The organism is Micromonospora sp. PLK6-60, assembly GCF_019890675.1.
Lineage (GTDB): Bacteria > Actinomycetota > Actinomycetes > Mycobacteriales > Micromonosporaceae > Micromonospora.
In genome coordinates this window covers 601527-623077 of the sequence record NZ_JAIOAA010000001.1, presented here as the reverse complement: position 1 = coordinate 623077, position 21551 = coordinate 601527, and the positions used below count along the sequence as shown (strand labels likewise).

23 protein-coding genes are annotated in these 21551 nt (G+C 72.7%); 5 read left to right on the top strand and 18 right to left on the bottom strand.

Going from position 1 to position 21551, the window contains the following annotated elements; all coding sequences use genetic code 11:
• Positions 1-61: 61 nt before the first annotated feature.
• From K7640_RS02585 to K7640_RS02570, 4 genes are all read right to left on the bottom strand, one after another.
• On the bottom strand, positions 62-799 hold the full coding sequence (locus K7640_RS02585; protein WP_222953013.1) for a cyclopropane-fatty-acyl-phospholipid synthase family protein: 738 nt from the start codon (positions 797-799) through the stop codon (positions 62-64).
• 39 nt (positions 800-838) lie between these two features.
• Positions 839-1822 (bottom strand): NAD(P)-dependent oxidoreductase, encoded by a 984-nt coding sequence (locus K7640_RS02580; protein ID WP_222953012.1) that lies wholly within the window; start codon positions 1820-1822, stop codon positions 839-841.
• Positions 1819-3168 carry a nucleotide sugar dehydrogenase gene (locus tag K7640_RS02575; protein WP_222953011.1) on the bottom strand — a complete coding sequence of 450 codons (1350 nt, stop codon included), beginning with the start codon at positions 3166-3168 and terminating at the stop codon, positions 1819-1821. Before K7640_RS02575 ends, K7640_RS02580 begins: the two co-directional genes overlap by 4 nt.
• A gap of 67 nt (positions 3169-3235) precedes the next feature.
• Entirely contained in the window at positions 3236-4417 is a 1182-nt protein-coding gene (locus tag K7640_RS02570; protein WP_222953010.1) for an acyl-CoA dehydrogenase family protein, read from the bottom strand.
• A 233-nt stretch (positions 4418-4650) separates the two neighbouring features.
• Here K7640_RS02570 and K7640_RS02565 point away from each other — a divergent pair, with 233 nt between their 5' ends.
• Positions 4651-5364: a class I SAM-dependent methyltransferase gene (locus K7640_RS02565; protein WP_222953009.1), complete on the top strand. Its 714-nt coding sequence runs from the start codon at positions 4651-4653 to the stop codon at positions 5362-5364.
• A 57-nt stretch (positions 5365-5421) separates the two neighbouring features.
• Here the strand turns inward: K7640_RS02565 and K7640_RS02560 are convergent, their stop codons facing one another.
• A complete protein-coding gene (locus K7640_RS02560; protein ID WP_305072180.1) occupies positions 5422-6522 on the bottom strand; it encodes a DegT/DnrJ/EryC1/StrS aminotransferase family protein in 1101 nt (366 codons plus the stop codon).
• Between the two features lie 831 nt (positions 6523-7353).
• Between K7640_RS02560 and K7640_RS02555 the strand changes: the two genes are divergently transcribed.
• Positions 7354-7557 (top strand): hypothetical protein, encoded by a 204-nt coding sequence (locus K7640_RS02555; protein WP_222953007.1) that lies wholly within the window; start codon positions 7354-7356, stop codon positions 7555-7557.
• A 159-nt stretch (positions 7558-7716) separates the two neighbouring features.
• Entirely contained in the window at positions 7717-7920 is a 204-nt protein-coding gene (locus tag K7640_RS02550; protein ID WP_222953006.1) for a hypothetical protein, read from the top strand.
• A gap of 319 nt (positions 7921-8239) precedes the next feature.
• On the opposite strand, the gene K7640_RS02545 is transcribed toward K7640_RS02550, so the two are convergent.
• Positions 8240-8551, bottom strand: a complete 312-nt coding sequence (locus K7640_RS02545; RefSeq protein ID WP_222953005.1) for a hypothetical protein — start codon at positions 8549-8551, stop codon at positions 8240-8242.
• A 455-nt stretch (positions 8552-9006) separates the two neighbouring features.
• Complete coding sequence (locus K7640_RS02540; RefSeq protein ID WP_222953004.1) at positions 9007-9228, bottom strand: winged helix-turn-helix domain-containing protein; 222 nt, start codon at positions 9226-9228, stop codon at positions 9007-9009.
• Between the two features lie 278 nt (positions 9229-9506).
• On the opposite strand from K7640_RS02540, the gene K7640_RS02535 reads away from it, so the two are divergent.
• Positions 9507-9674 carry a hypothetical protein gene (locus K7640_RS02535; RefSeq protein ID WP_222953003.1) on the top strand — a complete coding sequence of 56 codons (168 nt, stop codon included), beginning with the start codon at positions 9507-9509 and terminating at the stop codon, positions 9672-9674.
• Positions 9671-9943 carry a hypothetical protein gene (locus K7640_RS02530; RefSeq protein WP_222953002.1) on the top strand — a complete coding sequence of 91 codons (273 nt, stop codon included), beginning with the start codon at positions 9671-9673 and terminating at the stop codon, positions 9941-9943. The genes K7640_RS02535 and K7640_RS02530 overlap by 4 nt, the downstream gene beginning before the upstream one ends.
• A gap of 18 nt (positions 9944-9961) precedes the next feature.
• Here the strand turns inward: K7640_RS02530 and K7640_RS02525 are convergent, their stop codons facing one another.
• The 11 genes from K7640_RS02525 to K7640_RS02475 form a co-directional block, all read right to left on the bottom strand.
• Entirely contained in the window at positions 9962-10780 is an 819-nt protein-coding gene (locus K7640_RS02525; RefSeq protein WP_222953001.1) for a methyltransferase domain-containing protein, read from the bottom strand.
• Positions 10755-11585 (bottom strand): ABC transporter ATP-binding protein, encoded by an 831-nt coding sequence (locus tag K7640_RS02520; protein ID WP_222953000.1) that lies wholly within the window; start codon positions 11583-11585, stop codon positions 10755-10757. Before K7640_RS02520 ends, K7640_RS02525 begins: the two co-directional genes overlap by 26 nt.
• Positions 11585-12328 carry an ABC transporter ATP-binding protein gene (locus K7640_RS02515; protein WP_222952999.1) on the bottom strand — a complete coding sequence of 248 codons (744 nt, stop codon included), beginning with the start codon at positions 12326-12328 and terminating at the stop codon, positions 11585-11587. Before K7640_RS02515 ends, K7640_RS02520 begins: the two co-directional genes overlap by 1 nt.
• Complete coding sequence (locus K7640_RS02510; protein ID WP_222952998.1) at positions 12325-13323, bottom strand: branched-chain amino acid ABC transporter permease; 999 nt, start codon at positions 13321-13323, stop codon at positions 12325-12327. Before K7640_RS02510 ends, K7640_RS02515 begins: the two co-directional genes overlap by 4 nt.
• An 11-nt stretch (positions 13324-13334) precedes the next feature.
• Positions 13335-14249: a branched-chain amino acid ABC transporter permease gene (locus K7640_RS02505; protein ID WP_308042421.1), complete on the bottom strand. Its 915-nt coding sequence runs from the start codon at positions 14247-14249 to the stop codon at positions 13335-13337.
• Entirely contained in the window at positions 14224-15417 is a 1194-nt protein-coding gene (locus tag K7640_RS02500) for an ABC transporter substrate-binding protein (RefSeq protein WP_222952997.1), read from the bottom strand. The genes K7640_RS02505 and K7640_RS02500 overlap by 26 nt, the downstream gene beginning before the upstream one ends.
• A 45-nt stretch (positions 15418-15462) precedes the next feature.
• Positions 15463-15867, bottom strand: coding sequence for a roadblock/LC7 domain-containing protein (locus tag K7640_RS02495; protein ID WP_222952996.1), 405 nt, complete (start codon positions 15865-15867; stop codon positions 15463-15465).
• Positions 15868-15884: 17 nt separating this feature from the next.
• On the bottom strand, positions 15885-18359 hold the full coding sequence (locus K7640_RS02490; RefSeq protein ID WP_222952995.1) for a nitrate- and nitrite sensing domain-containing protein: 2475 nt from the start codon (positions 18357-18359) through the stop codon (positions 15885-15887).
• 176 nt (positions 18360-18535) lie between these two features.
• Positions 18536-18985 (bottom strand): helix-turn-helix transcriptional regulator, encoded by a 450-nt coding sequence (locus K7640_RS02485; protein ID WP_222952994.1) that lies wholly within the window; start codon positions 18983-18985, stop codon positions 18536-18538.
• Positions 18986-19222: 237 nt separating this feature from the next.
• Positions 19223-20506 carry a cytochrome P450 gene (locus tag K7640_RS02480; protein WP_222952993.1) on the bottom strand — a complete coding sequence of 428 codons (1284 nt, stop codon included), beginning with the start codon at positions 20504-20506 and terminating at the stop codon, positions 19223-19225.
• A 466-nt stretch (positions 20507-20972) separates the two neighbouring features.
• Positions 20973-21515 carry a hypothetical protein gene (locus K7640_RS02475; RefSeq protein WP_222952992.1) on the bottom strand — a complete coding sequence of 181 codons (543 nt, stop codon included), beginning with the start codon at positions 21513-21515 and terminating at the stop codon, positions 20973-20975.
• Positions 21516-21551 lie beyond the last annotated feature (36 nt).

Genomic DNA, 21551 nt, shown 5'->3' with positions numbered 1-21551 from the left:
TGTAGTGTCACCAACCAGCTCCGTCAGCCACATCTCATGACGTGCGTTGTTCCGGCGGCGCTCAGCGCCCGGCCACCACCATCGCCCGGCGATGCTCGGCGGTCAGCGGCGCGCCGTCCTCACCGAAGCCGTCGATCGAGGTGAAGCCGGCGCCGCGCAGCCAGTCGCGCAGCTCGGTGTACGTGTGCAGCCGGTGCGAGGACGGTTCCCGGCGGATCCGGCCGTCGCGGATGGTGGTCCGGGTGGCGATGCTGCGGTTGGTCAGCGGGTCCAGCCGGTGCACGTCGGCCACCAGGTCCCCGTGGTGCTCCTCCACCGAGGACGGCTGCCAGTCGCGCAGGTACCGGGGGTAGTTGATCGTCTCCAGCAGGAACCGGCCGCCGGGCCGCAACGCCTGCGCCACCCGGGCCAGCACCCGCTGGTCGTCGGCGTCGTCGAAGAAGCCGAAGGCGTTGCCGAAGTTGACTATCCGGTCGAACCGGCCGCTCCAGGTCATGTTCCGCATGTCCTCGTGCAGGTAGTCCACCGTCACACCCCGGGCGGCGGCCGTCTCCCGGGCCCGCTTCAGGAAGGTGGTGGACAGGTCCAGGCCGGTGACCCGGCAGCCCCGCTCGGCGAGCCGGTTGGTGATGCGTCCGTGGCCGCAGCCCAGATCGAGCACCTCCATCCCGGGCGCGAGATCCAGGACCTTCCAGATCCGGTCGGTGTCGGCGTCGCTCACCTCTTCCAGGCGCTCCTCGAAGAAGTAGAGGTAGTCGTCGTCGAACAGGGCAGCCGTATCGGCAACAGGCTCGCTCACTCATGCTCCAGGCGTCGTGACGGATTCCGGTCCGGGCGGTCAGCTCGCGCCGCTGTCCGGCAGCGCGAGCCACCAGGGATTGGCCCGGGCCCATTCAATCGTCCGGGCCAGCCCGTCGGCCAGCTCCGTGCGGCAGGACCAGCCGAGCACCGTACGGGCCTTCGTGCTGTCCGGCACGCGGCGGGCCAGGTCCTCGTAGTGCGCGCCGAGCGCCACCACCGTGTCGACCTCGACGGTCTCCGGCCCGTCACCGACGAGCTTGGCGACCAGGTCGACGACCTCGCGCACGGTGGTCTCGGTCATGCTGCCGATGTTGAAGACCTCACCGACCGCCCCCGGGTGGGTTCCGGCGAGCACGGTGCCCTCGATGGCGTCGTCCACGAAGGTGGGGCAGCGGGTCTGCCGGCCCTGGTCGTAGACGGTGACGGGGCGGTTGTTGAGCGCCCGGTGCACCGAGCGGCTGAGCAGGAACGCCGGGCGCTGGCGCGGCCCGTAGACGTTGAAGTAGCGGACGACGGCGGCGGCCAGCCCGTGCTGCCGCGCGTAGGCGAACACCAGGTGCTCGATCAGGGCCTTGCTCGACGAGTACGTCCACCGGTCGGTGGAGGTGGGCCCGAGCACCCGGTCGTCGTTCTCCCGCCACGGCACGGCGGGGTTCTTGCCGAACACCTCGCTGGTGCTGGCGTGCACCACCCGGGCGCCCGCGCGCAGGGCGGCGTCCAGCACCGTGCGCGTACCGGAGAAGTTGATGTCGATGACGTCCAGCGGCCGGGACAGGTAGCGGTCCACGCCGACCACCGCGGCCATGTGGTAGATGACGTCCTGCCCGGCGGCGGCGTCGGCGACCCGGGCGCCGTCGCGGATGTCGCCCTCGACGAACCGGGCGTGTTCGCGGGCGGTGGCCTGGTCCGCCGGCGGTGGCACGGTGTCGAAGACGGTGACGTCGTCGCCGCGGGCGACGAGGCGTTCGACGAGGTGGCTGCCGAGGAACCCGCAGCCGCCGGTGACCAGGACGCGGCTCATGCCTGTCGCCCGATCCCGCGGTAGACGTAACCCAGCTCGCGCAGCACCGCGATCTTCTCCTTCGAGTAGTAGGCCCGGCCGTCGAGCACCAGGCAGTCGGCGCCCACCGGGAGCGCCGCGAAGTCGATGCCCTCGAACTCCTTGTGCAGCGCGAACACGGCGAGGCAGTCGGCGTCGCGGGTGGCCTCCTCCAGTGACGGCGACAGCGACAGGCCGAACATCTCCTCCGCCTCGGCGGGGTCGACGAGCGGGTCGAAGATGCGGACCCGGGCGCCCGCCTTGGTGAACGCCGCGACCGCGCCCTGGGTCGGGGTGGCCCGAAGGTCCCCGGTGTTGTTCTTGAACGCCAGTCCGAGCACGGCGATGGTGGTCGAGGCGGGATCCTTGCCGAGCTCGGCCAGGGTCGACAGGGCGAGTTGGGCGGTGTAATCGGGCATCCCGGCGTTGATCTCGCGGCCGGTGGGCACGGTCTGGATGTCCAGCCCGCGCTGCTGAGCCGACCGCCACACCATCCACGGGTCCTTGGTCAGGCACGAGCCGCCGACGCCCACGCTGGGCAGCAGGATGTTGATCGTGCTGGAGCCCTTGGGGATGGTGTTGGCCGCCTCGATCACCTCCAGCACGTCCACGTCGTGCCCCGCGCAGAACTTGGCGAGTTCGTTGGCGAGCGCGATGTTGAGGTCGATCCACCAGTTGTCCGCGAGCTTGACGATCTCCGCGGCCTCCAACGACCCGAGCGGGATGGCCCGCACCCCCAGCGTGCGGCGCCAGAACTCGGCGGTGGCGGCCACGCTGTCCGGGTCGAGGCCGCCCACCACGATGGGGAAGGTGTTCAGCTCGCGCAGCGCGACGCCCTCGGAGAGGCGCTCCGGTGAGAAGGCCAACCCGAAGTCGACCGAGCCGGTCATCCCGGCGCGTTCCAGGATCGGCTGGACGATGGTGCGGGTGGTGCCCGGCGGCACCGTGCTCTTGAAGACGAAGAGCTGGCCCGGGCGGATGTGCCCGCTCAGCTCCGTGCACGCGGCACGGAGCTGGCCGTCGGCGAGTGAACCGTCCTCGAGCACGGGCGTGCCGACCGTCACGAGCACGACGTCCGCGGCGCTGATCGCGGCGTAGTCGGTGGTGATGCGCAGCCGCCCGGAGTCGAGACCGCTGGCGATCAGCTCGGCGAGGCCGTCCTCACGCAACCGGCAGCGTCCGGCGGTCAGCTCGGCGACCAGTGCGGCGTTGGTGTCGACGCCCACGACGTCGACACCCCGGTCGGCCAGCGTGGCCGCCAGACAGGATCCGACGTACCCGAAGCCGACGACCGCGACGGTCAGGTCGTCGTCTGGAAGAAAACGCATGCTGTCGCTCCACTGCAGAGTCGTCCGGACGGCGGCTGCCGGAAAGGACGCGTCGCTCACGCGCCGATCACAGGTAGTGGGTGTTGGGCTCCAGGCCGCACAGGACGCGGCCGTACAGCTCGTAGTTCGTGTTCGGGTGCATCACGCCGTGCAGGTTGAGCGCCTGCACGTCGCGCAGGATGCGCTGGATCGGCACGTGGCTGTAGATCGACGAGCCGCCGCTGGCGGTGTTGAGCACCTCCACCGCCTCCTTGGCCCGCTGGCAGGCCGCGCCCATGTCCAACCGGACCCGGGCCCGCTCCTCGGTCGTCCACGACTCGCCGTTGAGGCTCTTGACGTCCACCAGCGTGGCCGCGCGCTGGGCGTGGAACTCCGCCTCGTCGGACTTCACGGTGGCCTCGGCGACCTGCAGGTGGGTCAGCGGCGCCTCGCGCTGCTCGGCGTACCCGGTGTAGGAGATCTTCCGGCCGGGCAGCCGCTCGTGGAACGCCTCGATGGCCGCCTTCGCCAGGCCCTGGGCGGTGCCGCTGACCGTCGAACAGGCGGTGGGCAGCAACGGCGCCCGGAAGATCGGGGTGGCGGCGTTGCGCTCGGAGGAGTACTGCTCGTGCAGCACCGGGCCCATCGACAGGAACCGCTCGCGCGGCACGAACACGTCCCGGGCGACCGTGCTGACGCTGCCCGAGCCGCGCAGGCCCGAGGTGTACCAGTCGTCGACGATCTCCAGTTCCTTGATCGGGATGGCCGTCATGATCGGCTCGGGTTCGCCGCCGGGCTTGAGCAGGATCACCGCGTTGGTGTTCCAGTGGCTCTGCTGCACCCCGGAGTTGAAGGCCCACTTGCCGTTGACGATGACGCCGCCGTCGACCGGTACCGCGGTGGCGGTCGGGCTCAGGATGCCGCACACCCGCACGTCCGGCCCGGAGAAGATCTCGTCCTGGGTGGCGTCCGGGAACAGGCCGGCGATCCAGGTGCTGATGTTCCACACGGCCACCGTCCAGGCGGTGGAGCCGTCGCCGCGGGCGAGCTCGGCGACCACCCGGGACACCGTGCGCACGTCGGACTCGTAGCCGCCGTACCGGGCCGGAACGCGCATCTTGAACACGCCCGCGTCCGCGAGCCCGTCGAGCACGTCGTCCGCCAGTCGGCGGTTCTCCTCCATCCAGTTCGCCCGCTTCCGCAGCAGCGGAACCAGCTCTGCGGCGCGGCGGACGAGATCCTCTGTCGTCGGTGTCTGGCTGGTTGTCACGGTCGACTCCCTCAAGGATTCCCGGAATGCGGAGAGACCGCCGAAGGCGGCAATTGACACGTCAGCTCATCCGAGCCTGGCATGACCGCCGTGGCCGCACATCTCCATGATTGCGGCGCGGCCTTCTCGCAGAATGCGGTGTGCTCCGCACCCGAATACGGGTGCCGCCATCATCGATACCCTGCAATCGCCTCTATTTTTCAGCAACCATGCCGGCGGGCGGGAGTCGCGACATGTACGACAGCGAAGTGGCCGAGATCTGGGACACCATCTACCGGGGCCGCGGCCGGGACTACGCCGCCGAGGCGCGCAGCGTGGCGGAGGTGATCCGCGAACGGCACCCCGACGCCGGCTCGCTGCTGGACGTCGCCTGCGGCACCGGCGAACACCTGCGCCACTTCGACGACCTCTTCGACCACGTCGAGGGTCTGGAGCTGTCCGGGGACATGATCGAGGCCGGGCGCGGCAGGTCACCCTGGCTCACCATGCACCAGGCGGACATGCGCTCCTTCGCGCTGGGCCGCCGCTTCGACGCGATCACCTGCCTGTTCAGCTCCATCGGCCACGCCCACGGCACCGCCGAGCTGGACGCCACGCTCGCCCGTTTCGCCGCGCACCTGAACCCCGGCGGCGTGGTGGTCGTCGAGCCGTGGTGGTTTCCGGAGACCTTCGCCGACGGCTACGTCACCGGCGACGTGGTCCGCACCGAGGGGCGGGTGATCGGGCGGGTGTCGCACTCCCGCCGCGAGGGCGCCGCGTCCCGCGTCTCGGCGCACTTCACCGTCGCCGACGCCGACACCGGGCTGCGCCACTTCACCGAGGACCTGCTCATCTCGCTGTTCACCCGGGAGCAGTACGAGGACGCCTTCCGCCGCGCCGGCGGCACGGTGGAACTCCTCGACGGGGGGCCGTCGGGCCGGGGGCTGTTCGTGGGCGTCTGGCGATAGCCCGGCGACAGCCGCCGGGACGGCGGCCACAGTGGCGGGACCGCCGTCCGCCGGGTGTCAGCGGGCCCGGCGGACGGCGGAGATCACGGCGCCGGCCTGCTCGCCGGACAGGTGCGGTCCGATCGGCAGGCTCAGCACCTCGGCGGCCAGCCGCTCGGCGAGCGGGAAGGCCCCGGCCGGCCAGCCCAGATCGGCGTACGCGGGGGAGCGGTGCACGGCGGTCGGGTAGTGGATGATCGTCTCGACGCCGTCCGCGGCGAGCCGGTCGCGCAGTTCCGCGCGCCGGTCGGTGCGCACGACGAACAGGTGCCAGGCGTGCTCCGCCCACGAGGCGACCGCCGGCAGCAGCAGGTCACCCGCGCCGCCCAGCTCATCCAGGTAGCGCTGCGCCACGGCGGCGCGGCGGGCGTTCCAGTCGTCCAGGTGGCGCAGCTTGACCCGCAGGATCGCCGCCTGCACCTCGTCGGTGCGGGAGTTCGTGCCGATCACCTCGTGCCGGTACTTCGCCCGGGCGCCGTAGCCGCGTACCAGCCGGAGCCGGTCGGCCAGTGCCGCGTCGTCGGTGACCACCGCGCCGCTGTCCCCGGCCGCCCCCAGGTTCTTGGCCGGATAGAAACTGAACGCGACCGCCGTCGACCCGGCGCCGATCCGGTCGCCCCGATGACGCGCGCCGGCCGCCTGCGCGGCGTCCTCGACCACGGCCAGGCCGTACCGCTCCGCGACGCCGCGCAGCGAACTCAGGTCGGCCGGCTGGCCGTACAGGTGCACCGGCAGGATCGCCCGGGTACGCGGGGTGACCGCCGCCTCGGCGCGCCCGGGGTCGATGGTGAACGTCTTCTCGTCCGGCTCGACGGGGACCGGTCGGGCGCCGACCGCCGTCACCGCGAACCACGTCGCGATGAACGTGTGGGACGGCACGAGCACCTCGTCGCCCGGCCCGATCCCGAGGGCCCGCAACGTCAGCTCCAGCGCGTCGCAGCCGTTGCCGACCGTCACGCAGTGGGCCGCCCCGCAGTAGGCCGCGAACTCGGCCTCGAAGGCTTCCACCTCGGGCCCGAGCACGTGCCAGCCGGACTCCATCACCCGCGCGTAGGCCGCGTCGATCTCGGCGCGCAGCTCGACGTACGGCGCCCGCAGGTCGAGAAAGGGAACCCTCATCTCTGGCATTGTCGCGGCGGGATCGCCGCCGTACGTCTCCGACGTTGCGCACGCCGGGATCGGGCTGACTCGCGGCCAGCGGCGCGCCGCGTGTCGTTTGGCATGCACCTGATTCCGGGGAGCTATCCGCACGTTGTCGACCCGCATCGAACGAGCGCAGGCGGGCCGAGGCGGGTCGGTCCGAAGACGGGCCTGTTGTGCTGGAGGACATCCGGGAACCTGACGTAAGCGCACGTCCGGCGCCTCGCCGCAGACATGGACGCCGGCTTGAGCTGCGGCTGCGCGCGGCTGGCCTGCACGTGACTCAGCGGTAACCGTCGCCGACGCCACGAACGGAACAGTTCGGCAGTCCCGTTTGCCCCCCTGGGAACACGTCGATCTAATGGGCCGCGGGGCAATATCGGGAGGCTTCGGGAGCCTCAGCCGGCGAGGACACCCCCAGGCCTGACAGCGGGACCCCGGGCGGCGGCCAGCGGGACGGTACCGACGAGGCCCCCTCCCGTCCTCGTGCTCGTCCTCGAACGAGCAGGGCCCGAGGGCTATCGACATACCCCCTGACCGGCCACGGGACGACAAGAGCCAGCGGAGGGGTCGGCCCCCGGATTGCCGGAGAGAGAGAAGAGCGGACGAGTGGCGGGGTCGCCCGTGGCAGCGTCGCCCAAAAAACGAGCTGCGCTCGCTCCATGCTGACGCGCAACGTGACCCAGCTCACCCGCGACATAGTCCTATTGACGTGGGCCACCCAGGCCTGACATCTTGCGAAGCAAGGCGGAGCGCGGGGCAGCACTTCCTCCACAAGGGAGGAGTCTGTCTCGAAGGGAGCTTTCCCCGATGGGGAATGACATTGCCGCTCGTCTCCAGTGGCTGGCTATCGCGATCTTGGTCGCCGCCTTCATCGGCACCGCTGCCGGCGTGATCCGTTGGCTAGGCGACCACGACCTCGGCGGTGCGCTGCTGTTTGGTGCAGGCGCGTTCGCTGGTGCCCTGCTCCTGATCCTCACGGTTATCAGGTTCCTCGGCGGCAGGGACGAGTGATGCCGTAGATCCGATGGGTGACTGCCATCACGATCGCTTGCGAGCGTCTGCCGCACAGCTGCACAGTCGAGGTCAACCGAACCAACCACGGCTATCACTTTCCTACGGGTCTCACCAGCCCGGCGAGTGGGACAAGTGTGTCCCGTGGAGGTTTTACGAATGGACAATGCTCTCGCCGTCCGTCTCCTGTGGCTGGTAGTGGTCGTTTTGGCGGCCAGCCTCGCGGGAACCATCGCAAGCTGGATCTCTTGGGCCACCGAGCCGAGTATCGGTAAGGCCCTTGCCTCTGGTGCTGGGACGTTCGCCGGCATGGTCAGTCTGGTTCTCGCGGCGGCCAACTTCCTCACAAGGCGAGATGTCTGACCTCTAGGTTTTCTCTTCAATCGATGCCCGTCCTTCCTTCCCGCCCACACCCCTCCGGGGGGTGTGGGGCGGGTGGGAGGACGGGGCGGTGCATGCTGTCTGCCTCTTCCCATCGCTTCCCGGGAAGCCCTCCAATTGCTCTGACCGGCCACGCTGTACTCGTCGGGGCCTGTCTTCCCATCGCTTCCCGCTCCTCGTGGGAAGACCGGGCGGGTACCTACAAGACGAGGGCTTCCCGCCAGCCGTGGGAAGCCCTCGTCACGTGTCGTATGGGTCTTGTCACCGGTGCCCTCCGGTTACTCTGGCCGCCGCGATACCCCTACTTGGGGCCCGTCGGCTTCGGGATGGGCGCCCGGGTCTTGCGCTCCCGATTGGCGTCCTCGACTGCTCGTCGGGCCAGCTCGTGTCCGGCCCTGGTCAACGCCTCCTGTGCGGGTCGGGCACCGATGTTGAGCGGGAGGCCGAGTTCGTCCATCCAGGCGATGATCCGCTCTTGCTCCTCCCAGCGGACCGGTGTGGCCGGCTTCAACACGGCCGACTCGCCTTCTGTGTCGAGCCCGAGCGACAGCGGCTCGAACTCGGCCGCGTTCTTCTGCTTTGTGCACTTCACCCTGATGATCTTGTCGTTCACCCGATCGACCCGGAGCTGTCCGAGCAGGGCCGGCGACAAGACCTCCCGGGCGACCGCCCGACGGGCCGGCATCGGGGCAGCGTCCCAGCGGGCCTGAACGTCCCCCCGGCCCCGAGGAAGGCGGCCAGCGCGGGCGGAGCGGACAGTTCCCGTTCTTGCTGCTCCAACTGCTCGGCCTCGCCCAGCCACTTCCGTTCGGCTGCTCCGGCCATCTTCGGGGTGATCTGCTCGGCGGCTAGCTCCGCCTCCAACTCGGCCCGCGACGATCGTCGGTGGCGGGTGCTGAACCGGCAGATGTAGCGGGTGTCGGACCCCGCCTTAGAGGAGCACGCGGGTGGGCCGCTCAGCGAGCCGGCGCTTACCGAGTGGGCCACCGCGATCAGCGAGGGTGGGCGGCTGGAGCTTCACGCAGGCTGACGGGCGACGGACGCTGCTGCCCGTCGCCTCCCTTGGATCTAGTCTGCCGGGGGATTGACGTAGACGCCTCGGCCCGGCTGCCCGTACACGAGGTTCCGCGCCTTGAGCTGGATCATGACGAAGCGGATGACCGTCTCGCTGACTTCGTAGATGTCGCAGAGCTGCCGGGTGCTGGGCAGGCGGTCGCCTGGCTTCAACACGCCGGACTCGATCTGGCGCGTGATGTCGTCGGCGATCTGTTGATACAGCGGCTCAGCCATCCGTAGCCCTCCCCACGCAAGAGAACACGTAAGGCACCACGACAGGCGACACGGGGTATAGTCGGTACACCCGGTATACCTAGTAACGTAGGTTGTGAGGTGCCAATGGTCCGCTACGACGAATACCTGTTGGCAACGGCTCTAACCCTGGCCAGGCGGCATCGGCCGGTGTGGTCCTGGGCCAAGTGGCGGAAGGTCTGCCGGTGTGGCGCGGAGCTGCCGTGCCGGGCCAGGCATCGTGTCCCGATCAACCGGGGGCACTGGCTCGGTGATGGGTCGTGATCGAACGTCCCGAGGTGCCCTTCCTGGTGCAGGTGGCCTGGTTCGTTCTCGATGACCACACCTTCAAGCGCTGTGCCTGGTGCCATCCGGACGGCTGGTGTCCCCGCGTCGCGCTCTCGCGTGCCCAGATCCTGGCCTGGCGACGGGTCAGGGACCTTCGGTGACCCAGCTCCAGGCTGGCGACCTGGTGCGGGTGACCCGAGCGGCCAGCGTGCAGTTCGTCAACCCGATCATGTTCCGGATGATCCGCGTACTCGACTGGCCGACCTACGACCGGTGGGTGTGGCTCGACGGGTACCAGCTCAACGACAAGGGCGAGGCGGTGGCCCGACGGTCGATCTTCGTGCAGCCGGCGGGGTTGATCATCCGACGACGGACCGCCCCCGTGCCGGTCGGGCAACAGAGGCGGTCCAACTCGCCACAGCGGCATTGACCCACCGGGCGCGCGTCGTCACTCGTGCGGTTGCGCCACCGGTCGCCGGCCCCGCGTCGACACGAACTGGTAGGACATGACGCTGAACGCCGGATCCCGCAGCAGCCGGCGGAACCCGTCCAACTGCCCCGGCGACAGGCCCGCGTCGAGCAGTTGCGGTTCCAGCTGGCGGGAGTTCGTCTCGTACAGCGACGCCCCGGCGGAGCCGCCGGGCCAGCTCTGCGAGTGGGTGATCGTGTCCACCTCGACCAGCCCGGCACCGACCAGCTCGGCGTGCACGTCCTGCGCCCAGGCCAGGTCCGCGCCGTTGCCCTGCAGGACGTCGAGCATCGCGTCGGTCACCGCGGCGAAGAGTTTCGCCGCGTCGTCGCTCGGCGCGGTCAGCACGCGCAGCGGCGCGGTGCAGTCGAACTCCTCGACGACCAGCCAGCCCCCCGGTGCCAGCCCGCCGGCCAGCGCGGCCAGCACCCGCCGCCGTTCCGGCAGGTGCAGCAGCACCAGCCGGGCGTGGATCAGGTCGAAGGCGTCGCCGGGCAGCGGCTCGGTGCGCACGTCGTGCCGGCGTACGTCGAGGTTGTCGGCGGCCGTCAGGTGCACGGTGTCGATGTCGGTGGCCAGCACCCGGCCGGTGGGCCCGATCGCCCGCGCCATGCCGCGGGCGATCGAGCCGCCCCCGGCGCCGACCTCCCAGCAGGTGCCGCCGGGGGTGAGCACCGGCGGGGACAGCCGGCGGGCGGTGATCGGGTCCAGGAACGACTCCAACGCCCGCAGCTGGGGCACCGCGTCCGGGGTGCCGTTGTCGAAGGTGTACTCACTGCCATCGTGGTCGGTCGGCATCGCTGCTCATCCCTGTCGTAGCTGTCCAGGTGAGGGACCCGGACCCGGAACGCGGGCCGGGCACGGGCCGGGAGGCCGACGGCTTCCCGGCCGCGGCGACGCTGAGCATCGCCGCCAGTGCGCCCGGATCGGCCCGGGCCTCGTCCGACGGCCGGTCGTAGACCACCCGGCCGTACTCCAGCACCGCGATCCGGTCGGCGATCTCCAGCGCGTGCCGCAGCTGCTGCTCGACGATCAGCACGGCCAGCCCGCCCCGGGCCAGCGTGCCGACGAGATCTCGGATCCGCGCCGCCAGCTCGGGGGCGAGCCCCTCGCACGGCTCGTCGAGCAGCAGCACGTGCGGCTGGCCGAGCAGCGCCCGGGCGATCGCCAGCATCTGCTGCTCACCGCCGGAGAGCTGGTCGCCGCGGTGGCGCAGGCGCAACGCCAGGCGGGGCAGCAGGTCCAGGATCCGGGCGACCGTCCACCCCTCGCCGCCGGGTGGCGCGGCCCGCCACGGCGCGGCGGCCAGGGCGAGGTGCTCGGCCACCGACAGCCGGGAGAAGACCCGCCGGCCCTGCGGGACCAGGCCGACCCCGCACCGGGCGATCAGGTGCGGCTGCCAGCCGGCCACCTGCTGGCCGCCGATCTCGATCCGCCCCGAGTACGGGCGCAACAGGCCGGCGACCGTGTGCACCAGGGTGCTCTTGCCCGCGCCGTTGCGGCCCAGCACCGCCTGCACGCTGGCGGAGGCCACCTCGAGGCTCGCCTCGTGCAGCACCAGGCCACCGGCGTAGCCCGCGCAGACCCGGTCGATCCGCAACATCACGCCACCCCCTCGGCGTACGCCTGCCGGACCGGCTCGGCGGCCCGGATCTCCGCCGGGGTGCCGGTGGCCAGCGTCCGGCCGTCGCGCAGCACGGTGACCGTGTCGCTGAGCGCGTACACCAGGTCCAGCCGGTGCTCGACCAGCAGCACCGCGACCGAGCGGGGCAGCACCCGCAGGAACTCCACCAGCCACTCGACCTCGACGGCGGACAGCCCGGCGGCCGGTTCGTCGAGCAGCAGCACCCGGGGCCGACCGGCCAGCGCCATGGCGATCTCGAGCTGCCGGCGCTGCCCGTGGGCGAGGTGCCCGGCCAGGGTCCCACCGAGGCCGGCCAGGCCCACCCGTTCCAGCATCGCGCCGGTGGTGCGGGCGGCGGCCCGGCGGGCGCCGCCCGGCCACCACCGCCGGGTCGGCGCGGCCCGGGGCAGCGCGGCCACCAGCACGTTCTCCCGTACGGTGAGGGTCGGCCACCCGGCGGGACGCTGGTGGATCCGGTTGACGCCCCGGCGGGCCCGGGCGGCCGGGCCGAGCCGGGTGACGTCCCGGCCGGCCAGCCGCACCCGGCCGGCGGCCGGCCGGGTACGGCCGCCGAGCACGTCCAGCAGCGTCGTCTTGCCGGCGCCGTTCGGACCGATCAGGGCGTGCCGCTGGCCCAGTTCGAGGCGCAGGTCGACGCCGTCCAGCGCGGCCAGCGACCCGTACCGGACGGTGACCCCGTGGGCGGACAACAGCGGTGTCATGCGCGTACTCCCGTCGGGCTGGGCCGGTCCGGGACGGGCCGGCGGGTCAGGGCCGGCGGCAGCAGCCGGCCGCGCACGGCCGGCGGCCGGTGGCCGGCGCCGGGCAGCAGATAGACGGTGGCGACGAAGGCCAGCCCCAGCACCAGCGGCGCCTGCCCGGGCAGCACGCCGAAGAGCCAGTCCCGGGAGGCGATGACGATCGCGGCGCCGATCAGCGCGCCGCCCACCGACCAGGTGCCCCCGATGACCACCGCGAGCAGCAGCAGCGCCGAGGTGTCGAAGCCGAAGTCGGCCGGCGAGACGTACTGCTGGGCCACCACCAGCAGGGAACCCGCGGCCCCCGCCACCGCCCCCGCCGCGACGTGCACGCCGGCGACGTGCAGCGCCACCCGGTGGCCGCTGGCCCGCAGCCGGGCCTCGTCGTCCCGGCCGGCGCGCAGCAGCAGCCCGACCCGGGTACGCAGGACCAGCAGCACCACGCCCACCAGCACCGCCACCACGACCAGGGCGTACAGGTAGCGCGCCCGGTCGGTGGCCAGCACCGGCAGACCCCACAGTGGACGCACCGGCGGGATGCCGGCCAGCCCGTCGGTGCCGCCGGTCACCGACCGCCACCGCCCGACGATCGTCACCACCAGCTCGCCCACCGCCAGGGTGATCATCAGGACCACCACTCCGCGCGCCGACACCACCAGCGGCACGGTGGCCGCGGCCAGCGCCGCCCCGGCCGCCGCGGCGACGCCGAGGTGCACCAGGCCGACGTCGGAGAGCTGGCCGCCGACCACCACGCTGGCGTAGGCGCCCGCCGCGTAGGGCGCGGTCTGCCCGAGGGTGGGCAGCCCGGCGACGCCGGTCAGCAGCGCGACGCTCACCGCCACCAGGCCCAGCGCCAGCGTCCGGGCGAGCAGCGCCACGGTGTAGTCGTCGACCGCGGACGGCGCCAGCACCAGGCCGACCAGCACGACCGCGGTGATGCCGCGCCGCAGTGCGCGCAACGCCCGCGGCATCACGCCGCCCGCCGGGCGGTGGCCAGGCCGCGGGCCCGCACCGCGAGCACCGCCGCCATCGCCGCGAAGAGGAGAAAGGGGGCGGCGGACGGGGCGAGCGCGACACCGAGGGTCTGGATCTGGCCGACGGCCAGGGCGGCGAGCAGGGTGCCGCCCATCGACCCGAGCCCGCCGAGCACCACGACCACCAGGGACAGCAGCAGCACGACGTCGGCGGTGCCGGGTCCGGGGCCGATGATCGGGGCGCCGAGCACCCCCGCGACGCCGGCCAGCGCCCCGGCGGCGGCGAGCACGCCGACCCGGACCCGGGCCGGGTTCACCCCGAGGACGGCGACCATCTCGGCGTCGTCGACCGCCGCCCGGACCAGCATGCCGGCCCGGGTGCGGCGGACCGCGAGGTGCAGCAGGCCGGCGATGAGCGCGGCCACCCCGATGAAGACCAGCCGGTACGCCGCATAGCGGTGCCCGGCGATGACGACCGACCCGTCCAGCGCGGCCGGTACCCGCACCGGTGGCTGGTCCGGCCCGAACGCGCTCACCAGCAGGCTGCCCCCGACCAGCGCCAGCCCGAAGGTCAGCAGCGCCTGGGTGAGGTGGTTGCGCCGGGCCGCCCGGGTGAGCAGGACGGCGACCAGCGCGCCGGCGGTGGTGGCGGCGGCGACCCCGACGGCGAGGGCCAGCACCAGGCTCGACCAGCCGCCGTCCAGCAGCGCGGCGGCGGTGTAGCCGCCGATGGCGTACAGGGTGCCGTGGGCCAGGTTCAGGATGTCGGCGACGCCGAAGCAGAGCACCAGCCCCGACGCGGCGACGAACACCAGCAACCCGTAGGCCACCCCGTCCACGGCGGGCACCAGGTACGGGTCGAACCCGAGGTCGGCCGCCACCGGGTCAGCCGCCGACGGTGGCGAGGTCACCCACGACGGTGTTGGACAACGCCCGCCCGTCCTGGCGGACCTGGCGCAGATACCACTTCTGCACCGGCGCGTGGGTGCTGGGCGAGAACTGCCAGGTGCCGCGCGGGCTGGAGATCTGGCCGAGTTGGCCGATCGCCGCGTTGATGCGCTCCGGCGTGGGGTTGTCGCCGGCCGCGGCGATGGCCCGGTCCAGCACGGCGGCGGCGTCGTAGGAGGCCATCGCGTACGTGGTGGGGGAGCCGTCGTTCTTGGCCTTCCAGGCGGCCACGAAGTCGCGGTTCTCGGCGTTGTCCAGGTCCGGCGAGTAGTTGAGCACCGAGTAGATGTCCCGGGCGGCGTCGCCCTGCGCGTCGAGCACCCCGCCCTCGGTCAGGAAGCCCGCGGCGTAGAGCGGGATGTCCTTGATCTCCGACTGGGCGTACTGCTTGACGAAGTCGACGGCCGCGCTGCCGGCGTAGAAGGTGTAGACGGCCTCCGCGCCGGAGGCCTTGATGCCCGCGAAGTACGGGGTGAAGTTGGTGGTGGCCGGGAACGGGGTGAAGGTGGTCTTGCCGTCGGGGTTGGCCAGCTTCCCGCCGGCCTTGACGAAGGCGTCGGTGAAGCCGCGCAACTCGTCCCAGCCACCCTGGTAGTCGGGGCCGATCGCGTACACGCTGCCCTTGACGTTGTCGCGCACGTGCTGGGCGATCGCCTCGCCCGGCTCGTCGGAGAGGTAGGACGTGTGCCAGACCCGGGAGACGTCCTTGAGCTCGGGACGGCCGTTGGAGCCGACGAACGGCACCTTCGTCTCGTTGAGCAGCGGATAGACCGCGGCCACCGAGCCGCCGCCGACGATGCCGGTCAGCGCGGCCACCCGGTCCTGCTTGAGCAGCTTGGTGGCGGCCGGCACGGCGGTGGCCGCGCCGTTGCCCTCGTCGGCGACGACGAGCTGCACCTCGTGGCCGCCGAGCCGGCCGTCGTGGCTGGACAGGTAGAGCTGGAAGCCGTCGCGGATCTCCTTGCCGACCGCCTGGTACGTGCCGGAGAGCGAGGCCAGCAGGCCGATCTTGATCGATTTGCCGGGGCCGGCGGCGGGCTCGCCGTCGGCGCAGCCGGCGGCCGGCAGCAGGATCAGCGCCGACAGGGCCGCGAGGCAGGCGCGTCGGCGCCGGGGATTGCTCAGGGACATGCTGTTCTCCTACGAGGGATGGGATGTGCGGGTAAGCGGCGACGGTCAGCGGCTGCGGCTCAGCGCCGCCCGGGCCGCCGGGGTCAGCGCGTCGCCGATGCGGTTCGCCAGCTCGGTCATCTCGTAGGAGACCTTGCCGACGTCGCACTGCGGATCGGCGAGCACCAGCAGGGACGCGCCGTCGTTGAAGGCCATGGAGAACATGAAGCCGCCCTCCAACTGGGTGACGTTGGAGATCACCGCGCCGGCGTCGAAGAAGGCCGCCGCGCCGCGCAGCAGGCTGACCAGCCCGCTGCCGGTGGCCGCCAACTGGTCCGCCCGGTCCGCCGGCAGCCCCCGGGTGGCGGCCACCATCAGGCCGTCACTGGAGATGGCGATCGCATGGCTGACCTCGCTGGCTCGTTCCGCGAACGCGTCCAGCAGCCAGCCGAGATCCTGGTGGTCGGTCACGTGCTCTCCCTGGGGGATCAGTTGTTGGTCAACATCGGCCGCCGACCGGCGACGCCCCGCGCGTACGCGGCCATCGCGGTGGCCACCTGGGCCGGGTCGCGGTGCTCGGTGCCGCGCTGCTGCGGGACCGTGACGCCGCCCGGCACGAGCTGCTGTTGCGGCTGCCGTCGGGGCAGCCCGGACGAGGTGGTGGTGACGACCTCGGGCGCCTCGGCCCGGGCGGCCGTGCGCCAGGCGTCGTCGGCCGGGGTGGCCCACGGCGTCCCGTTCCCGCCGTTCGGGCTGTGCGCCTGGAACCAGTGGTTGACCTGGTGGAAGATGACGAGCTCTTCGGTGGGGGCGTCGTCCGGCGCGGCGGGCCGGAAGACCGGCGCCACGGGCAGCGATCGGTCGATCGTCGCCCGGCCGGCCGAGGGCAGCGGGGCGGCCCGGTCGGCGGCGGCGGGCAGCGGGGCGCCCCGGTCGACCACCGGCGGCACCGTGGCCGTCCGGGCCGCCCGCCGGGACGGCCGGGTGGGGGAGAGCAGGTACTCCTCCGGGGGCAGCGGCCGGATCATCGTCGCCGGGAGCGCCACCTCGGCGATGGTGCCGCGGCGTGGGCCGGGACGGAGCTGGACGGCCACCCCCAGCCGCGCGGCGAGGTGCCCGACGACGACCAGGCCCATCGCCCGCACGGCGGCGACGTCGATGGCGGGCGGGCGGCTGAGCAGTTCGTTGAGCTGCTGCCGCCGCTGCGGGGTCAACCCCACACCCTCGTCGCTGATCTGGATGATCACCCGGTCGCCCAGGCTGCGACCGGTCACCCAGGCGTCGGTCTCCGGCGGGGCGTACCCGGTGGCGTTGTCCATCAGCTCGGCCAGCAGGTGCACGACCTCGTCGACCGGGTCCGCGGCGACCGCGACGTCGCCGTCGACCGCGCCCAGGCGGATCCGGACGTAGTGCTCGATCTGGCTCTGCGCCGCCTGGAGCACCTGTTGCAGCGGTACGTCGTGGTGGCGCACCCGTCCGACGCCCACGCCGCCGAGCACCAGCAGGCTGGCGTTGATCCGGCCCATCCGGGTGGCCAGGTTGTCAAGCGTGTAGAGCCGTTGCAGCCGCTCCGGGTCGGTCTCGTCCTGCTCGACCCGGTCGACCTGGGCCAGCACCGCGTCGACCAGCCGCTGCTCGCGGCGGCTGAGGTGGATGAAGATGTCCGCCGTGTTGGCCCGCATCACCGCCTGCTCGGCGGCGGTCCGCACCGCCGCCCGGTGCACCGCGCTGAACGCCTGCCCCAGCTCGCCGATCTCGTCGCCGCTGGCCGCCTCCAGGGCCTCGGCGCTCTCCCGCCGGGCCAGTTCGTCCGGGTCCACCGCGCTGCTGTCCGGGTGCTGGAGCCGGGCCACCACCTGCGGCAGCTGGTCGTACGCGACGGTGTTGGCGGCGTCGCGCAGCCGGCGCAGCCGGCGGGTGATCCGCCGGGCCACCGCCCAGGTCACCAGCGCGGTGAGCAGCAGCGCGCCCACCGCGGCGCCCGCCTCGGCGATGGTGCGCCGCTGCTGCTCCGCGTGCGCGACGCGGATGTCGCCGAGCACCGCCGCGTCGACCCGCTGGCGCACCTCGGCCAGCCGGACGGACCACCGCTGGGTGGCGGTCACCCAGGCGTCGAGGCCCAGCCGCGGCTGGCTGCCGGTGACGGCCCGGGACACCTCGTCCTGCATGCGTTGCAGCGCCACGGCGTCCTCGCCGCTGCCGGCCTGCTCCCACCAGGCCCGCCAGCCGGGCCGGGCGAGGGCCAGGAAGGACAGGCCCGACTCGGTGAAGGCGGTGCGGGCGGCGGTGATGTCCTGCTGGAGGGCGGGCGTCAGCTGGCCGGCGGTGATCGCCCGCAGGACCGCGACCTGCTGTTGGCCGACCGCCTCGGCCGCCTTGGACAGCGCCGCGGAGGCGCGGATGCTGTCGGCGATCCGCGCGTCGACCACGCCCAGGGTGACGCTCTCGCGGAGGGTGATCAGTTCGGCGATGACGATCCGATAGCTGAAGGTCATCGCCGACACGGAGGCGTGCGCGGCGGTCCGTACCTGGGCGCGCAGCGGTGGCAGGCCGGCCAGCGCGGCGTCGATGTGGGCCAGCACGGCGCGGCCGGCGTCGAGGTCGGCGGGGAGCTTCGCACGCTGCCGCCGGTAGTGGGCGACGGCGGCGTCGGTGGCGTCGGCCGCGGCGGCGAAGGTCTCCTGCTGCGCCGTGCTGCCCTCGGCCAGCAGGTACGCGGCGGTGATGCGCTCGTGTTGCAGCCGGTGGGCCAGGTCGCCCGCCTCGACGCCGACCTGGGCCAGCAGCCCCAGGTCGCTGGCCCGGGCGGTCTGGTGGGCGCTCTCGGTCAGTGCCAGGCCGGCGAAGCCCATCACGGCGACCAGGGGGGCCGCCACGATGAGGCGCATCCGGGTGGCGATCCGCCAGCCACGGCGGCGGGTCGGGTAGGGTCTGGCCGCGTGGGACTTCCTGCTCGACGCCAAGACTGACTCCCGCGCTCATTCGCAAATATCAATCTGCACTTGCCGATTGCACGTCTCATTGCGCCGGAAGCCATGGGCGTAGGCCAGACCTGACCGTGGTACAAACAGCCCGTACCAGCATCTGTACCCAACGTGTCCGCGGCCGGATCGCCGACCGTGCCGGGTGGGCTCGCAGGTCAGCGCGGCCCGGGCGGCGGAGGTGGCGCGTCGGGCTCCGGCTGGGCGAGCACCTGCCCGATCAGCTCCCGCAGCTCGTCGATCGCCGCCACCACCACCTCGGGATCGCGCGCGTCGCGCCGGGGCGGCGGCACCGGGGCCGGCATCTCGAGCGGCACGGCCCGGGGCCCGCGCCGGCCGTCGGCGGCGAGTTGCTCCGCCGCGACCTTGGGCCACAGGGCCAGGAGCCGCCCGTCGGCACCGAGCACCTCGTCGCAGCGGACTGCGAACTCGTGGCTGCCGAACCGGCGGCCGGCCTCGACCGCGGCGACCGTCTCCCGGCTGAACCGCACCCGCTCCGCCAGCGCCCGCTGGGTCAGCCCCTGCCCGGTCCGCCAGCGACGAAGTTCCAGCCGGAACCGATCGCTGGCACCGGCGTGAGCGGCGCTGGACGGGGGCGGGCGATCCATGTGCTCACCTTCACGACGCCGCGCCGGCGACGGCGTGGACGTCGGCCAACGGTCGGACGATGACCAGACATTCGCAGGGGACAATTCTTAACCCATTCAGCGCCGGCTGTGAAGACGTCACTGCGCTGAGTGGTCGTCGCGGTGGCCGGCGGCGACCCGGACCGTACGCCGTCGCGGCTCGCCGGGCCGCCCGCGCGGGCCCCGCCCACCGGTCGACCCGCGGCCCGGGGGCGCCGGTCACGCCGCCGGCAGTTCGGCGGCCGGCACCGACCAGCCGGCGGCGCCCGCCGGCACGTCGACGACCACGGGCAGGGCACGGTGCGCGCGGAACGCCACGTTGGGCCGGAACGACCGGTCGTATCCGGGTGCCAGGCGCAACCCGGGCAGGCTCTCGACGAGCCGCCCGAGCGCGGTCTCCGCCTCCAGTCGCGCCAGCGCCGCCCCGATGCAGAAGTGCGGACCGTGCCCGAAGGAGAGGTGGTCCTGCACGTCGGGGCGCTCCGGGTCGAACCGGTCCGGGTGGGCGAAGACCGCGCCGTCCCGGTTGGCCGCGCCGATCAGCAGCAGGCAGCGCGCCCCGGCCGGGATGTCGGCGCCGCCGAGGGTCACCGGCCGGTTGGTCACCCGCAGCCACCCGTCGATGGCGGGCGCGAACCGCAACGTCTCGGTGAGGAAGCCGGGAATCCGGTCCGGTTCCGCGGCCAGCGTCCGCCAGCGGTCCGGCTCGGACAGTGCCTGGTCCAGCGCGTGGGCGAGCAGCCCCGCGGTGGTCTCGTGCCCGGCGACCAGGAGGTTGAACACGATGCTCGCCACCTCGGTGACGGTGAGCTCCTCGTCGTGGCCGTCGCGGTAGGCCAGCAGGCGGTCGACGTAGCCGTCGCCGTACCGGCCGCGGTCGAGCCGGCCGCGGACGAGCTCCTGGCAGTAGTGCCAGAACGCGAGCAGGTCGCGGGCGAGTCGGACCTGTTCGGCCGGGTCCGGCCGCCCCCAGATCAGCGCGATCTGGCCGTCCGCCCAGGCCCGGATCCGCCCGATGTCCTCGTCGGGTACGCCGAGGATGTCCAGCAGCACCAGCAGCGGCAGCTCGGCGGTGAACTCCGGGACGAGGTCGACGGGCCGGCCGGCGCGGGTGGCGAGCCGGGCGACCAGCTCGTCGACCCGGCGGGCGACGATCGGGCCGTACTGCCGGGCCACCCGCTCGGGGGTGTTGGCGAACGTGGCCCGCAGCGCCCGGCGGGTCCGTGGGTGCACCGGCGGGTCCGCGGCGGCGGTGGTGGGTGGCGCGTCGATCTGCACGATGATGTCCATCGCCTGCGGGCAGACGTCGTAGACCGGCGCGAGGGTGAGGGCGTTGCCGAAGGTCGCGGCGTCGCCGAGGGCTCGCCGTACGTCGGCGTGGCCCGTGATCAGCCAGAGTCCGAGGTCCTCGTCGTGGTGCACCCCGCCGGGGCCGTCGAGGAGCCGCCGCCACACGTGCGCCGGGTCGGCCAGATAGGCCCCGGCAAACGGATCCAAGCGCATGACCGCCTCCCGAATCACCGGATCGACGACCGAAATCGTCAATCGCATCCGGGCGGTCCGCGTACCGCCGGACACCTTCACGGTGCGGCACCGGATCCGGGAAGTCAAGATTTACGCATGTCAATTACCCGGAATGGTGAACGGGGCGCCGGGCAGCGGTGCTGGCGTGCCGTTCTGCAAATTGCCAACCGAGCCTTACGTTGTGAGAACCGCACGTCCGGGCAGGCATTGGCGGGAAGCGGTGCCGCCTCCACCGTAATCGACGGGTCTTCGGCGTGGGGGCCCCCACCCGCCGACCGTAACCGACTGCCGGCGACCGGAATGCGAACGCCTTGCCGCGGGCGTCCAACGGCGCCTCCGGAGCCGGGTCGCCGGCCCGTTCGGCGGCGACACCCGTATCGTGCGTGACCGTTTCCGATCAGGCATGTCGCCCTGGTCCGCGCCCGTCCCGCGCCACGGCCCGGGTTCAGCCGACGGCGCGGCCGGTCACCGGTCCACCGGCACTCAGCTCGGCGACGTCGACCAGCCCCGCCCAGCCGCCGTCGTACTCGAGCAGCAGCCGGCTGGCCCGGGTGGAACCGTCGCTCTCCGCACGCCGCACCAGGTCCCGGACCGTGGCCGCCTGGGCGGCGTCGAGTTCGACGCCGTGGCCGGTGCTGGTCACCCGCACCCTGCCCAGCGAGCCGCTTAGTACCAGGCACGACCCGGTGCCGTCCACCTCCAGGTAGTAGGTGTCGGCGTCGCACATCCCGAAGAACCGGCCGAGGACGCCGGGCCGGTCGGCCGGGTCCACCACCGTGCTGATCGACTCGTCCACCGCGTGCACGTCCACCGTGAGCGCGCCCGGGGCGGGCGACCGATTCCCGGCATGCGTCACGACGTACGCGGTCGCCGTGGCCAGCGTCGTCACGGCCGCCGCGGCGACCGCGACCAGGCCGACCAGCCACGGCCGGCGCCGCGACGTCCGCGCGGTCCCGTTCGGGCCGTCGAGGTCACTCGTGGAAGTCATGGGTCCAACGTATGGACGGCCCCTCGTCGCCGCCTG

What these genes read in the sequence shown, in the direction of transcription:
- K7640_RS02580 (WP_222953012.1), bottom strand. Translation starts at nt 1,822, where the DNA reads ATGAGCCGCGTCCTGGTCACCGGCGGCTGCGGGTTCCTCGGCAGCCAC.
- K7640_RS02575 (WP_222953011.1), bottom strand. Translation starts at nt 3,168, where the DNA reads ATGCGTTTTCTTCCAGACGACGACCTGACCGTCGCGGTCGTCGGCTTC.
- K7640_RS02565 (WP_222953009.1), top strand. Translation starts at nt 4,651, where the DNA reads ATGTACGACAGCGAAGTGGCCGAGATCTGGGACACCATCTACCGGGGC.
- K7640_RS02560 (WP_305072180.1), bottom strand. Translation starts at nt 6,522, where the DNA reads ATGAGGGTTCCCTTTCTCGACCTGCGGGCGCCGTACGTCGAGCTGCGC.
- K7640_RS02555 (WP_222953007.1), top strand. Translation starts at nt 7,354, where the DNA reads ATGGGGAATGACATTGCCGCTCGTCTCCAGTGGCTGGCTATCGCGATC.
- K7640_RS02550 (WP_222953006.1), top strand. Translation starts at nt 7,717, where the DNA reads ATGGACAATGCTCTCGCCGTCCGTCTCCTGTGGCTGGTAGTGGTCGTT.
- K7640_RS02540 (WP_222953004.1), bottom strand. Translation starts at nt 9,228, where the DNA reads ATGGCTGAGCCGCTGTATCAACAGATCGCCGACGACATCACGCGCCAG.
- K7640_RS02525 (WP_222953001.1), bottom strand. Translation starts at nt 10,780, where the DNA reads ATGCCGACCGACCACGATGGCAGTGAGTACACCTTCGACAACGGCACC.
- K7640_RS02520 (WP_222953000.1), bottom strand. Translation starts at nt 11,585, where the DNA reads ATGTTGCGGATCGACCGGGTCTGCGCGGGCTACGCCGGTGGCCTGGTG.
- K7640_RS02515 (WP_222952999.1), bottom strand. Translation starts at nt 12,328, where the DNA reads ATGACACCGCTGTTGTCCGCCCACGGGGTCACCGTCCGGTACGGGTCG.
- K7640_RS02500 (WP_222952997.1), bottom strand. Translation starts at nt 15,417, where the DNA reads ATGTCCCTGAGCAATCCCCGGCGCCGACGCGCCTGCCTCGCGGCCCTG.
- K7640_RS02485 (WP_222952994.1), bottom strand. Translation starts at nt 18,985, where the DNA reads ATGGATCGCCCGCCCCCGTCCAGCGCCGCTCACGCCGGTGCCAGCGAT.
- K7640_RS02480 (WP_222952993.1), bottom strand. Translation starts at nt 20,506, where the DNA reads ATGCGCTTGGATCCGTTTGCCGGGGCCTATCTGGCCGACCCGGCGCAC.
- K7640_RS02475 (WP_222952992.1), bottom strand. Translation starts at nt 21,515, where the DNA reads ATGACTTCCACGAGTGACCTCGACGGCCCGAACGGGACCGCGCGGACG.